This is a genomic window from Humisphaera borealis, from assembly GCF_015169395.1.
Taxonomy (GTDB): Bacteria; Planctomycetota; Phycisphaerae; order Tepidisphaerales; family Tepidisphaeraceae; genus Humisphaera; species Humisphaera borealis.
In genome coordinates, this window is record NZ_CP063458.1 from 3,807,487 (window position 1) to 3,820,444 (window position 12,958).

The 12,958-nt window shown below is 63.5% G+C and carries 11 protein-coding genes; 4 read left to right on the plus strand and 7 right to left on the minus strand.

All coding sequences use genetic code 11. The features are described 5' to 3' along the window. The first annotated feature begins 90 nt into the window (after window positions 1-90). Window positions 91-597, plus strand: coding sequence for an urease accessory protein UreE (locus IPV69_RS14205; protein WP_206290343.1), 507 nt, complete (start codon window positions 91-93; stop codon window positions 595-597). Window positions 598-727: 130 nt separating this feature from the next. On the opposite strand, the gene queA is transcribed toward IPV69_RS14205, so the two are convergent. Then, window positions 728-1,768 carry a tRNA preQ1(34) S-adenosylmethionine ribosyltransferase-isomerase QueA gene (gene queA, locus IPV69_RS14210; protein WP_206290344.1) on the minus strand — a complete coding sequence of 347 codons (1,041 nt, stop codon included), beginning with the start codon at window positions 1,766-1,768 and terminating at the stop codon, window positions 728-730. Between the two features lie 401 nt (window positions 1,769-2,169). Here queA and IPV69_RS14215 point away from each other — a divergent pair, with 401 nt between their 5' ends. Continuing rightward, the gene (locus tag IPV69_RS14215) at window positions 2,170-3,021 is read left to right on the plus strand and encodes a DUF6065 family protein (RefSeq protein WP_206290345.1); all 852 of its coding nucleotides are present in this window, start codon (window positions 2,170-2,172) and stop codon (window positions 3,019-3,021) included. Window positions 3,022-3,131: 110 nt separating this feature from the next. On the opposite strand, the gene IPV69_RS14220 is transcribed toward IPV69_RS14215, so the two are convergent. Continuing rightward, the gene (locus IPV69_RS14220; protein ID WP_206290346.1) at window positions 3,132-3,485 is read right to left on the minus strand and encodes an SdpI family protein; all 354 of its coding nucleotides are present in this window, start codon (window positions 3,483-3,485) and stop codon (window positions 3,132-3,134) included. 313 nt (window positions 3,486-3,798) lie between these two features. Between IPV69_RS14220 and IPV69_RS14225 the strand changes: the two genes are divergently transcribed. Beyond that, window positions 3,799-4,848, plus strand: a complete 1,050-nt coding sequence (locus IPV69_RS14225; protein ID WP_206290347.1) for a pilus assembly protein TadG-related protein — start codon at window positions 3,799-3,801, stop codon at window positions 4,846-4,848. Window positions 4,849-5,147: 299 nt separating this feature from the next. On the opposite strand, the gene IPV69_RS14230 is transcribed toward IPV69_RS14225, so the two are convergent. The 3 genes from IPV69_RS14230 to dapF all read right to left on the minus strand — a co-directional run bounded on the left by IPV69_RS14230 (window position 5,148) and on the right by dapF (window position 8,113). Next, the gene (locus tag IPV69_RS14230; RefSeq protein ID WP_206290348.1) at window positions 5,148-5,438 is read right to left on the minus strand and encodes a hypothetical protein; all 291 of its coding nucleotides are present in this window, start codon (window positions 5,436-5,438) and stop codon (window positions 5,148-5,150) included. Between the two features lie 140 nt (window positions 5,439-5,578). Continuing rightward, window positions 5,579-6,088: a hypothetical protein gene (locus IPV69_RS14235; protein WP_206290349.1), complete on the minus strand. Its 510-nt coding sequence runs from the start codon at window positions 6,086-6,088 to the stop codon at window positions 5,579-5,581. A gap of 1,173 nt (window positions 6,089-7,261) precedes the next feature. Then, window positions 7,262-8,113 (minus strand): diaminopimelate epimerase, encoded by an 852-nt coding sequence (gene dapF, locus IPV69_RS14240; protein ID WP_206290350.1) that lies wholly within the window; start codon window positions 8,111-8,113, stop codon window positions 7,262-7,264. 285 nt (window positions 8,114-8,398) lie between these two features. Between dapF and IPV69_RS14245 the strand changes: the two genes are divergently transcribed. Beyond that, window positions 8,399-8,911: a M48 family metalloprotease gene (locus tag IPV69_RS14245; RefSeq protein ID WP_206290351.1), complete on the plus strand. Its 513-nt coding sequence runs from the start codon at window positions 8,399-8,401 to the stop codon at window positions 8,909-8,911. Between the two features lie 146 nt (window positions 8,912-9,057). Here IPV69_RS14245 and IPV69_RS14250 read toward each other — a convergent pair whose 3' ends face one another. After that, entirely contained in the window at window positions 9,058-11,088 is a 2,031-nt protein-coding gene (locus tag IPV69_RS14250) for a protein kinase domain-containing protein (protein WP_206290352.1), read from the minus strand. A 73-nt stretch (window positions 11,089-11,161) separates the two neighbouring features. Beyond that, window positions 11,162-12,949: a SufS family cysteine desulfurase gene (locus IPV69_RS14255; RefSeq protein WP_206290353.1), complete on the minus strand. Its 1,788-nt coding sequence runs from the start codon at window positions 12,947-12,949 to the stop codon at window positions 11,162-11,164. Window positions 12,950-12,958 lie beyond the last annotated feature (9 nt).

Below are 12,958 nucleotides of genomic sequence, written 5' to 3' on the forward strand. Positions count from 1 at the left end.
TCCGCCTCTTCTTCGTGTTCTTCGTGCCTTCGTGTTGAAATCGGACTTCCGGGGATTTGATACGCGCGTGAAATCCTTGGTCCTTGCCCCATGACCTCACTGCTCTGCGATCAAGTCCTCTGCCCGTTCGACGGCGTCGCCGATGCGCGACTGGACCACCTCGACCTGCGCTGGGACGAATGCCATCGCCGGGCGTCGGTCAAAACGACGCGCGCCGGCCGGTCGGTGCGGCTGATCCTGCGACTGGGCGTGGCGTTGCGCGACGGCGACGTGATCGCCGATACCCCTGAGTGCCTGCTGGTCGTTCGCGTCGTCCCCTGCCAGGTGCTGGTCGTTCGCCCGGCGTCGGCGCGTGAGGCCGCACTGGCGTCGCTTGAACTGGGCAACCTGCACGTGCCCGTCGAAGTCACCGACACCGAAATCCTCACCCCCGCCGACGGCCCGGCGATGGGCGCGCTGTCGCGACGCGGGATCGCCTACGGCGTCGAAACCCGCTTGTTCCAGCCGACGGCGATCTCCGGCGTGACCTGGAACGTCGCGGGCGATGGCGCGGGGATCACGATTAACTCGCCGGCGAGAATCCGTTCCACGCCTTGATCGCGCAGGAGCCGCGCACGGACTCAGGAGCCGCGCACGGAGTGTACTCACGGAGTAAGCGGGCATGGGCATGAGCCCCGAACCGTCACCGTTCCCGCTTACTGCGTGAGTACACTCCGTGCGCGGCTCCTCACCCCACAAACATCGCATCCCCGTAACTGAAGAACCGATACCGCTCCCGAATCGCCTCGGCGTAGATCCGCCGTTGCTCGTCCAGGCCGATCTTCGCCGCCACCAGCGCGATCAGTGTGCTCCGCGGCAGGTGGAAGTTGGTCACCAGGGCATCGACGTGCTTCCACGCGTAAGGCGGGTAGATGAAAATCGCCGTCTCGCCGGTCGCCGCGGCGATCGGCCCGGCTGGCTGGCTTTCCAGCACCCGCGTGCTGGTCGTGCCGACGGCGATCACCCGCCGGTCTTCGGCCTTGGCTTGGTTGATCGCCTCGGCCGTCTCGGACGACAGCGTGTAACTCTCGGTGTGCATCGCGTGGGCCTCCAGCGTATCGGCCGAGACGGGTTTGAAGGTGCCCATCCCCACGTTCAGCGTGACGAACGCCCGTCGCACGCCCCGCGCTTCCAACTCCTCCAGAATCGCCGGTGAAAAGTGCAGCGCCGCCGTCGGTGCCGCGACCGATCCCGCCTGCTGCGCGAACACCGTCTGATATCGCGCCCGGTCCATGTCGTCGCGGTCGTCATGCCCCTTGTGCCGCTTGATGTAAGGCGGAAGCGGCATTCGCCCGATGCGATCGAGCAGCGCCGCCGCGTCGATCGGCGGATCGACGCTCACGCGAAACTCTCCGCCATCCACACGCTCCACTAGCCGAAATATGACCGACTCGTCCCCTTCCAACCGAAACGCCATGCCCGGCGACGACGGGCCGACGTTCCGCAGCAGCACGTTCCAATCGCCGGGGCCGTTCTGGCGGATGAAAAGCCCTTCCACCTGCCCGCCGGTGAGCTTGCGGAGCATGAACCGCGCCGGAATCACCCGCGTGTTGTTGAACACCAGCAGATCGCCCGGCCCCAGCAGCGACGGCAGTTCGGTAAACGCCCGGTGGGCGATCGACCGCGTAACAGGGTTGTAGTGCAGCAGCCGTGATCCATGCCGCTCGGCCGGCGGCTCCTGTGCGATCAGTTCGGGCGGGAGATGGAAGTCCAGTTCGTCGGTGCGCATCGAAGTCGATAGAACACTACCCGAGGCCGCCCCACCTGGGAACGCTGGTCCCTTGGCTGACACGGAGGGAGGAAGAGAACGCGAAGGCGCAAAGCCGCGAAGAATGCGCGAAGCTGATCAAATTTGTCGATGGCCGCATGCTTTCGCCCATCTTCGGGCTTCGCGTGGTTGGTCAGCAGGAAGTCGTTTCACAATCATCGCTCGATCTCGGTATTGAGTTCTTCGCGTCTCCTTCGCGGCTTCGCGCCTTCGCGTTCTCCCCGTTCTTCGGTCGCGACCCCCCTCGTGGCCTGTGAACGCTCTTTTTCTCCCGAGTCGTCCATGGTTTGGGTGAAAATCTCACCCGCTCGTCTGTATCATGCGAAAGTCTTGTAACCCGCGATCCGCCCCGGAGGTTGTAGATGCCGTCTTCCAGTGACACTTCCAATGACCCGATCGAACAGAACCCGCTGAACCTCGTCGCCGCCGGCAACGGCCGGGGACTTCAGGTCGAACAGGCGCCCGGACAGAAGGACTTCATCGCCTACCGCGTGAGCAATCGCCCGGCGTTCAAGCTGGTCCGCGCCCCGCTCGACCGAAAGTGGATGGACGACAGCCGCGACCGCTTCGCCTACCGCTGCCTGCCCCTGCTGATCGCCAATCAGTCCGGCTGGCTCGCACTGAACTCGGTCCCCTTCCGCGCTTCCTGGAATGGCGGATGGGACAAGGCCTGCATGGCCGTCGAAGCCCTCGACGGCGTCTCGGAGCTGCCGGCGATCACCCACTTCGGGGAAGGCGTCCTCACCTTCCACATGCCCTGGCTCTTCCGCACGCCGCCGGGCTGGAACCTCTGGGCCCACGGCATTCCGAACCACCCGAAGGACGGCATCGTCGCCCTCGAAGGCGTCATTGAAACGGATTGGGCGCTCGCCACCTTCACCATGAACTGGAAGTTCACCGCCCGCAACATGTGGGTGACGTTCGAGAAGGACGAGCCGATCTGCATGCTCACCCCCTTCCGCCGGGGCGACCTGGAAAGCCTCGACCCCGTCGAAAAGGATCTCGCCGAGAACCCCGAGATGCACGCCGCCTACACCGAGTGGTCGGCCAGCCGCGAAAAGTTCATCAAGGACCTGAACAAGCCCGGTAGCGAGGCACAGGCGATGAAGTGGGAAAAGGACTATTTCCGCGGCCTCGGCCCCGACGGCAAGGTCATGCCCCAGCACCAGACCCGGCTGACGCTGAAAGAGTTCGAGCCGATCAAGAAGAAGTAGGCGCCCCTATCCGCGGTTAAAGCGGCAACGAAGTGCCTTGCCATCCATCGCGACGACGTGTCCGCGGGGGCAGATGCCACGCGCAGGCCGCGGTCCGCTTCGAACGCTGTTTATCCCCTCGGCCGGTATCGCCGGGCGAACCGCCACGACTCGAAAACCGGGATCAGGATGAACACCAGCGGCGCGAACCCCAGCACAAGGGCCAGGGCGGTGTTCGATCGCAGTGGCAGGAAGAACGAGACCAACCCGACGACGACAAGAGGGGTCGACCAGACGGCCAGTCGCATTCCGCCGAACCGGTTGATGGCGAACCACGCCTCATCCGATTCGAACGACTGGGGGAACCGGACCCCATAGAACGCGTTCGGCCTGATATGACCACGGATGAGCGGGACCGACAGGGCGATCGAAATAAGCCCGACGAGCGTCCAGCTGATACCGATCGTAATCGCTACTGCGTCCATCTCGCCTCCCGAGGGCATAACCTAAGGCCGAGCCGGAGCCGCGCCGACTCTCAAACCACAATAGTTTACCCACCAGCTCGGTCCGAAAAGAACGGCCCAGCACTTCGATTCATCGACGTCCGAAAACAAAACGACAGCATACCTCCTGAAATCGCCGTTTCAGCTCGGAACGCTTTCTACAAGCCGCGGCCGCAACTGGTTTTCCCCGCGTCCTTATGGTCGGTAGACCACGGATCGATAAGACGATATGCCCAATCAGAAGTGCTGCGTTTTCGAGCCTGTCAGGGGCAGACGGTGCCTTCGTCGGCGAGGTATGGTTCTGGTTTACTCCATTCTCGCAATGGTGGCGTTGCTCGCCATCGCCAGCTTTGCCGTGGACTGGGGCTACGTCCAATGCACCAAGTCGGAGATGCAGCGAACGGCCGACGCCACCTCGCGGGGATATCTCTCCATCTACTCCATTTATGGCACCAACGCCGCCAACGCGAACGGCCCGCAGCTCTACGAGAAAACCTACGGACTGAACCCGATCGATTCCGGATCACCAGCCAGTCCAACGGTGAGCACGACCTGGGGTTACTGGGTTGCGGCGTCGAGTCAGTTTATCGCGGGAACCAATTCGAGTTACCCCATCGCAGTACGTACGGTCGTCTCCCGTAAAGCGTCGAATCTCAATCCGCTATCCATGCCGATCGCACGCGCAATTGGTTGGCAGAGCACCGACATCACCTGCGCCGCGACCGCCGTTCTGATTCAAACCGAACAGTCGCAGGGAGCCAACGTGCCATCGACGAGCGATCTCTGGCTCGCCGGAATGCCCAATGGATCCAAAGCCAGCGCCAACGCGAGCGGCCAGTACCAGGATACGACAGCGAACGCCACCGCGTACCAGGCGACCACGATACCCGTCACGCCGGGCACATACCTGAAGTTCGACTATATCGATGGGCATTCGGCGAACAGCCCGACGGTGACAAGTGTTCCGCCGGACGGCGATACCGGCTTCATTCTTTCGCACGAAGCCGGGGCCGAGAACGGGGTGGCGAGCATTACCGCGCCGATCAACTGCCTCATTGGCCTTTTCCTCAATGCAAATGCGCCCAATACGTCGGCCGCGCCGGCGGCGCTGGACTACAGTTCGGCCAGCAGCCGGGACCAGGAACAGTACGACAGCATTCAGTTAAAGCAGCCATTCTTCATCGGCGACGGACTGACCTCAGCGGGTGCCAGCCAGATGTTCAAGGTCCCCGCCGGCTGCACGCGGTTGTTTCTTGGAACGATGGACGGGTACCAGTGGCACAACAACAACGGCAACATCAACTGCTCGGTGACAGCCACGCTGACCATCGAGATGAAACAGTAGGCGAACTGAAGGGCGAAGAGAGAAGTGATGTTTGTTCTTTGCCCCTTCGCATTGCCGACTACCTGTCGCAACGCTCTTTCAGCCTTCAACCGACGACGCGAATCCCCATGCGCTCGTTGGTCGCCTGAAGGATCGATAGCGGCGTTCGCCGTGGTCTATGCCCGGGCCACCCGACGCCGCCGGGCCAGACGACCGCAGCCAGTGGGTGCGAAGAAATGGACCCGTCCGGTACTCTCTGCTCAAAACTTACTGTAGACCGAGAGTGGGATTCATCGTCGGCTGGTTAGGCCGCTGGTATCTCATTTGGAGTCCTTCATCTCTGTCTTGGGCAGGGAGTCGCGAAAATTCGCATCGAGCTCTGTTAGCTCCACATAGATGACATGATCTGACCACTTCCTGCTGACCGCGGACATCGAACTGCGCTTGATATAAGCCCGTCCTTCGCGGCGACCGAGGTAGGTGACGCTGTGCATGGACTGAGGCATCCCGACCTCCGCATACTGCTTCTTGAACTCGGAGGGTGTGACGTGCTCCGGATCGGAGGAGCCGCTTAGAAGCAGAGCGAGGAGAAGTGGTATGAGTAGTTTCATGGCGTGTGAAGCGGCCTAACGTAACGCCGATCAGCGGCCGCGGCGGCACCGTGCGGCCTCTCGAACCACAAGAAGCTTACCCGCCGGCTCGGTCCACTGCATTGGCGGGGTATTTGGCGGGTGGATCGCCGCGATCGCGATCACGTAGAGTATTCGCCACTGTCCCACGGCTGGTGGAACACGATGTCCTGCGGTTGCAACATCACACACTCGCTTGCCTCCCGTATCCCGTCGTATTCCTCAAGGTGATGCTCGTAGATCAGCCCGTACGTAACCCCGTCCAACTCTACCGCGAACGGCTTCACCCATACGTCACAGAACTCCGGCTCGCCGGCTTGCATCAACTCCCCGCACATTGTCTTCAAGTGCTCAGACGCCTTCTCGCCTGCCACGTCACGGCCCTCGATGTCGAACGCACCGAGTCGTGACTCGCTCCCGATGTGATTCCCGTCAGCATCGAAGCGGTGGATAACGGCGAGCCATCGCTTCTTCGTCTTCCAGTCGTCGCCGAGGTAGTGCTCCTGCCCGGTTGGGAAGGCACCGGTCACGAAGGCCATGAACTGCGTGCCGTTCGGCAGCCGCCCGACGCTTGTGAACCGCCCGTAGTCGCCGTCCTCGTACGGGATGCGAAGTTTGTCGGGTGCTGGCATGCTGAAGGGCTCCCCGCCAAGTAATCATTGTTTACCGTAACCACGCGGCCAACCCGCGTGGATCGACAATCGCGAAAATAGCCCTTGGTGCTAGCGCCAACAAGGGAATCGCAAGCCCTCAATAGGACAATCTTGTCCATTCGGACCAATATTGAACATGTATCCCGTGACGCTACTTGAGTCTGGACGTCCTGCTTCACGAAGGCCTCGCCTGCCCGGGATCGGGTGGCCGCCAGGGGGGTCTTGCCGGCGACTGACGCCGGGCGCATTTTGCTTGTCTTCCACGGCCATCTACCTAACATATATAGAACAATATCAGGCGTCGCCGTGGGACGGGTGGCGTCCTTCCTCCATGCGCCGGTCGGCGGGTGTGATCTGTCGGCCTTCAGCGTGTACTCCGTGGAGATGGCCGTCCTAGGACGATCGGTGTCGGTCGGGCCGGGGTGGTGGTGTTGGTGCTTTGGAGGCGTGGAGGCTTAGCGACGGAGAGAGACGACGTGGGCAGGCTGATCGATCACTTGGGTTCGTTCGGCGATGTACTCGCTGGGTTCGTTCGGCCAACAAGCCGCGGGCGCAGCGTAATCGCGGAGCCCCGGGTTTGCCGGCGTGATCTCGGGTTCGTTCTGCAGGAGGGCGGTATGTCAGCGACGCTGACGGCTCAGTCAGTGACACGGGCTTCCAGCCCGTGCGTGCGACATTGTGGTCGATGGGCGCTCCGAACGACGGTTTCCTTTGCTTCTATTCCATTGTCATCATTACCAACCATGTACTCGTGGAGAGGACAGTAAATGCAAAGCGAGCAGCTGCTTGAAGCATCACGCACCACGCACGGGCTGGAAGCCCGTGTCACTGACGGGGTCGTTCGGCAAGGGGTTCTTGGGTTCGTTCGGCGATGCCGTCTTGGGTTCGTTCGGCAGAGGGTGTGATTGAGGATGAACAGTCTTCTACTCATGACGCAACTTGCACGGCTTGGAAAGCCGTGTCACGGACAGCCGGCCGGGCCCCCGATAGAAATCGCCAGAGGCGATCTCGGGTTCGTTCGGCTATCCGCGCTTGCCGATTCGGTGTTCGATGTTCGATGTTCGATGTTGGGCGTTGGGCGTTCGATGTTCGGCGTTCGTCTTCGGCCTTGGGTTCGTTCGGCCAAACGACGACGCATGGGGATGGCCGTGTTTATGGGTTCCACTCGCCCTGGAAAACTTCTGTTGCCGGGCCGGTCATGTAGACGCAGTTGTCGCTCTCGCGCCATTCGAGGGTCAGGTCGCCGCCGGGGAGGTGGGCGAGGAGTTTGCGGTCGGTGCGGCCGGTGAGCACGCCGGACACGCACACGGCACAGGCACCGGTTCCGCAGGCGAGGGTGATGCCGGAGCCGCGCTCCCAGGTTCGCATGGTGACTTCGCCGCGCGAGTGAACCTGAACCCAGTGCGCGTTGATGCGGCGCGGGAACGCCTTGTGGTTCTCGACAACCGGGCCGTCGCGGTTGAGATCGACCCTGGCCACGTCGGGTGTGTAGATGGTGGCGTGCGGGTTGCCCATGGAGACGAAGGTGGCGTCGAGCAGTTCGTTCGATTGGGCGATGGACAGCCGGTAGGTGTTCTTGTCCTTGCCGGCGACGACCTTTTCGCGGTCGACGGGGACCTGCGGCAGGTCGAGGATGGGCTCGCCCATATTGACGGTGGCGGTGGCGACCTTGCCGTTGCGGACGTCGAGCGAGATGGACAGCACGCCGCGGCCGGTTTCGACCTTCATGGGGTTGTTGGTCGTCAACCCGTGATCGAACGAGTACTTGGCGACGCAGCGGACGCCGTTGCCGCACATTTCGGATTCGCTGCCGTCGGCGTTGAACATGCGCATGCGGACGTCGGCGACGGACGACGGGAGGATGAGAATGAGGCCGTCGCCGCCGATGCCGAAGTGGCGGTCGGCGACCTTGATCGCGGTGGCGGCCGGGTCGGCGACGGTTTCGGCGAAGCCGTTGACGTAGACGTAGTCGTTGCCGATGCCGTGCATCTTGGTGAACTTCATGGTGCTCTTACGATAGCGTCGGAAACCCGAGGTTTGTAGGGCCGTCGCGGCCGGCGGACCGGGGCCAGGACGTCGGGAGCCGCACTGCGGGGAACGCAAGCTGAGTGCCGCGCAGTTAAGCAGCATGCCGTGGGCTGCCTACGGGCGACGCGGGAAAGGGGCTGATTATGGACGTTCGGCGGGCTGGCACCGCGGTTGTGATACCGGCCTTGCGTGAGAGCGTCGTCTCTGATTTTCGGGTCGCTCGTTTGCCTGGTGGTGGCCACCGGCTGCGCGACGCGCCCTGTGGACTCTGGTGCAACCAGTGTTGACCGGTGGGTGAGCCGTCAGGGCGGGTGCATCGACGGAGATCCGGCGTGCCGTGCCCGGCGGGCATTGGATGCCCTGCGGTTGGACGACCCGACGGTCGAAGGTCTCCGCGGGCGGCCACTGACGGTGGCGGTACTGGATTGCGATCGTCCGACGGCATACGCGTGGCCTTGCGGCAGGCTTTATGTGAGCCGGGGGCTCGTGGAAGCGTTGAGCGACCAGGAGCTGGCGGCTGCGATCGCCCACGAAGCCGGTCACCTGATAGCCGAGCCGGCCGGAGAGGATCGCGCGGCACTGTCGGGAAGCCACGACAACGACGCCTGCGAGATGGCCGCCGATGTCGCCGGCAGGCGGCTGCTGGTGGCCAGTGGCATCCCGCCGTCGGCGATGGTGTCGATGCTTCGCAAGGTGGCCGGCGACAGCCGGACTGCGGAACACCTGCGGCCGCTGCTCACCCGGCGGGCCGACGCGATCGCGGAGTCGAAGTAGTTCGGGATGAAGCCGTTCGGTTCGTCGGCGAGGGAGCCGATTCTTGTGTCGGCGATTGTGGTGCAGACGTCCGGCCTGCAACGCTGCCGAGGCGGCTGGACTACAACGGTGCCGTTCACGCAAAGTCAACGAGGCGTTACCGGCGATCAGGGTTCGAGGTAAACGTGCAGCGTGGGCGGGCGTTCGGTCTCGGAGGAGGTGAACAGCGCGTTGATGTCTGCCGTAGGCACGGAATGCAGGCCAACATTGAGCGCACGGCGACCCTCTGACAACTCGGCGCGAAGGAAGCTGGTCAGGTCCAGCGGGTACCACGACTCTTCGCCGGTCTTAACATCTACTGTCGCCAGTGCCATGCTCAAATCGTTCCACCCCAGGAGATAGGGACGATTTCGCCAGGTTAACGTGCTCTCGAGCCATTCGGCGTTCGCATCCTTGAATGGGAACGCCGAGACATTGATGGACGGAAAAAGTTCCGCGCTGGAGTTTCTGCCGGTCAGCGCCGTCCCGTACAGCCAGAGAACCGAGCTGCGAACCTTTCTTCCGGATGGGATGGTGTTCAGTGGGAAACGGAGATAGGCATCGCGGGTGAAGCCGGGCTCGTTCACGGTTTTGACTTCGAGCCGAACGTGGTTGCTGTTGGGGCGAAGCTCTTCGACGCCCTGCGGGATGGTCGAGAAGTTTCCGTCGCGGACGTAGGTGTCGTCCGACGGAAGAATCTTCAGAAGTGTGACGGCACCTTCGGAATTGCCCGGGAGACCGGCCGATGGTGAAGCACCCGTAGCGGCAGGCGCGGACGAGGGGGAGATTGCCTTGCTGTCCGGACGCTGGATGGAGCGCCAAGCCATGACGACAAACAGGACGACCGACAGCGCCAGCACCAGCAGAGCCACGGCTCGACGGAACGACCTGCGAGGCGGCGGTGTGGAAGAGGGCGGTGCTGAAGTCGACGGTGCTGAAGTTGGTGGAGCGGCAACGCCCGGCGGGACGGGGTCGTAGGCGTGCGCTCGTTGTCCGGTCGGCGATGATGTCGTTGTCGGGCAGCGCCGCAGTGCGTCGAGGAACTCCCCGGCGGTGGCGAATCGGTCGGTGGGGTTCTTGGCCAGGGCTTTCATGACGACCGCATCCAGTTCCGGCGAGAGGCCCGGAATGAAGTGGCTGGGCGGCGTCGGAATTGCGTTCTGAATCGCCAGGAGCGACTCGGCGAGGGTTCCGTTTCGCGGATAGGGGTGTCGGTGGGTCAGCGACTCATAAAGCATGACGCCGATGGAATAGACGTCAGACGGTGCGCCGACATCAAGGCCGGTTCCGCTGGCTTGTTCGGGGCTCAGCCAGGGAATGGACCCGACGACGTCGCCTTCCATCGAGATGCTTCGTTCGTTCAATGCAGGGCTGTCGTCGTCGCGGACGATGCGGGCCAGGCCGAAATCGAGCAGATAAGGCTCGTTGCGTCGATCCACCCGGACGTTGGACGGCTTGAGATCGCGGTGGACGATGTTCCTGGAGTGGGCCTCGGCGACCGCGTCAACGATCTTGACGAACAGCGTGAGGACGGACGAAACATAGTCCGATGGGAGACCGCCTGTTGGGACACCGTCCGATGGGTTTGCCGCTTCGCTGCGGCGTGATTCGACCCAGACGTCGAGGTCCTGCCCGTCGATGAAGTCCATCGCCATGAACAGCGATCCGTCGAGCGTACGCCCGTGGTCGAAGACGCCGACGATGTTGTTGTGCCGAAGCGAGGCGAGGATCGTGACTTCGCGTTCGAGCCGAACCTGCCGACGGCGGTTCAGGAGTGGTCCGCCGAGCAGCACCTTGACGGCGACCTCGCGACCGGTGGAAAGCTGCGTCGCCCGGAAGACGACGCCCTGCCCGCCACGGCCGAGCGTCGCATCGAGTCGGTACCCGGGGACAATGACTTCCCCGTTGTCGTCCGGCGGGCTCGCGTCGAGGGCCTCTACCCGCCTGGCGGCCAGGAGTTGACGGTGAGTCAGCTCGAGCAGACGGAGTTCGTCGGCCAGTTCGGGCATGAGGTCGGGATTGGATTCGGCGACGCTGGCGATGTTGACGGAAACACCGCGGGCGAGCTTGTCGGCGACGTCCTGGCGGATCTGTTCGAGCTTCGCCTGCCGGGCGGACTCTGCTTCGCTGGGGGTGGTTGGCAATCCGGCCTGGTTCATCGCGCCCTCGTCACACAGGAACCTGTAACGTGGGCGAATTGTGACAAGTGGCTCCGAAGATCGCCACCCCGGATCAGGCGAGTCTTGCGGCAAACTGGCGAATCCGCTCGACCATGCCGGCCAGACCGTTGCGGCGGCCGGTGGTCAGGTGCTGGTCGAGGCCGAGCCGGCGGAAGAACGACTCGACATCAAATGCGAGCACGTCCTTCGCCCGCTGACCGGCGAACACCTTCTGCAGGATCGCGATCAGCCCGCGGACGATGTCGGCGTCGCTGTCGGCGAGAAAGTCGAGCCGGTCGGGAGACTTGGGATGAGCCCTTGCGAACAGATGCACCGTGCTCTGGCAGCCGTGGACGCGCGTCGCTTCGGTCTTCATGACCGCGGGCATGGGCAGAAGTTTGGCGCCCATCTCGATGACGAAGTGATACCGCTCGGTCCAGTCGCCGAGGAAGTCGAACGTCTCGGCGAGTTCGTCGGCGGCCTCGGTGGGGCTGCCGGCGGCGGGATCGGGGTACTTGGCGTCGGCGAGCGCGGCGGGGGAATGTCCGTTGCCGCTGGCCGATTCATTCGCGGCGGCGGCGCGGCTGACCTTGGCATTCGATTCCTGCCGGACCTTCTGAACCGCCGCGACCAGGGCATCGACGTCTTCCCGCGTGTTGTACATCGCGAACGACGCCCGCGTGGTGCTGGGGATGCCGAGCCGGTTCATCAGCGGCATGCAGCAGTGGTGCCCGGTGCGGACGGCGACGCCTTCGCCGTCGAGGCGGGTGCCAATATCGAGCGACGCGATGCCGTCCATGACGAACGACACGACGCTCCCCTTGTTCTTCGCGGTGCCGATGATGCGCAGGCCAGGGATCGCCGACAGTTGCTCGGTGGCGTAGTGGAGCAGGTCCTGCTCGTGCTGCACGTAGTTCGCGACACCGATCGACGTGACGTAGTCGATCGCCGCGCCCAGGCCCACGGCACCGGCGATGTCGGGCGTGCCGGCCTCGAACTTGTTGGGGAGCTGCGCGTAGGTGGACTTCTCGAACGTGACCGACTCGATCATGTCGCCGCCGCCCATGTAAGGCGGCATCGCTTCGAGCAGTTCGCGCTTGCCGTAGAGCACGCCGATGCCCGTCGGGCCGAAGAGCTTGTGGCCGGAGAAGACGTAGAAGTCTGCGTCGATGTCCCGCACATCGGTCGGGGCGTGGGCAACCCACTGTGCGCCGTCGACGAGAACCTTCGCGCCGACTTTGTGGGCCAGCCGGGCGATCGTCTTGACGTCGTTCACGGTGCCCATCGCGTTGGAAAGGTGAGTGACGGCGACGAACTTCGTGCGCTCCGACAGCATCTTCGCGTAGTCGTCCATCGCCAGTTCGCCGGCGTCGTTCATCGGGATGACGCGGAGCGTGGCCCCGGTCATCTCGCAGGCGATCTGCCAGGGGACGATGTTGCTGTGGTGCTCCATCGTCGAGACGAGCACTTCGTCGCCGGCCTTGAGCTTCGTCCGCCCCCAGCAACCCGCGACCAGGTTCACGCCTTCGGTCGTCCCGCGAACGAAAAGGCATTCCTTCTCGTCGGCGGCGTTGATGAACGCCTGCACCTTACGGCGGGCAGATTCGTAAAGATCGGTCGCGACCTGGCTCAGGCGGTAGACGCCGCGATGGATGTTGGCGTTCTGGGATTCGTAGTAGCGGCTGATGGCGTCGATAACCTGGCGGGGCTTCTGAGTGGTCGCACCGTTGTCGAGGTAGATCAGCTTCGGTCCGCCGGGGGAGACGGTCGTCTGGAGGATGGGGAAGTCGGCGCGGACCTTGTAGGGGTCGAACGAGGCAGCCGCGGTCGAATCTGTCAGTTTCTGGGAGGTCACAGTCATAGGCGTCTG

What these genes read in the sequence shown, in the direction of transcription:
- queA (WP_206290344.1), bottom strand. Translation starts at nt 1,768, where the DNA reads ATGCGCACCGACGAACTGGACTTCCATCTCCCGCCCGAACTGATCGCA.
- IPV69_RS14255 (WP_206290353.1), bottom strand. Translation starts at nt 12,949, where the DNA reads ATGACTGTGACCTCCCAGAAACTGACAGATTCGACCGCGGCTGCCTCG.
- dapF (WP_206290350.1), bottom strand. Translation starts at nt 8,113, where the DNA reads ATGAAGTTCACCAAGATGCACGGCATCGGCAACGACTACGTCTACGTC.
- IPV69_RS14215 (WP_206290345.1), top strand. Translation starts at nt 2,170, where the DNA reads ATGCCGTCTTCCAGTGACACTTCCAATGACCCGATCGAACAGAACCCG.
- IPV69_RS14230 (WP_206290348.1), bottom strand. Translation starts at nt 5,438, where the DNA reads ATGAAACTACTCATACCACTTCTCCTCGCTCTGCTTCTAAGCGGCTCC.
- IPV69_RS14250 (WP_206290352.1), bottom strand. Translation starts at nt 11,088, where the DNA reads ATGAACCAGGCCGGATTGCCAACCACCCCCAGCGAAGCAGAGTCCGCC.
- IPV69_RS14220 (WP_206290346.1), bottom strand. Translation starts at nt 3,485, where the DNA reads ATGGACGCAGTAGCGATTACGATCGGTATCAGCTGGACGCTCGTCGGG.
- IPV69_RS14225 (WP_206290347.1), top strand. Translation starts at nt 3,799, where the DNA reads ATGGTTCTGGTTTACTCCATTCTCGCAATGGTGGCGTTGCTCGCCATC.
- IPV69_RS14235 (WP_206290349.1), bottom strand. Translation starts at nt 6,088, where the DNA reads ATGCCAGCACCCGACAAACTTCGCATCCCGTACGAGGACGGCGACTAC.
- IPV69_RS14205 (WP_206290343.1), top strand. Translation starts at nt 91, where the DNA reads ATGACCTCACTGCTCTGCGATCAAGTCCTCTGCCCGTTCGACGGCGTC.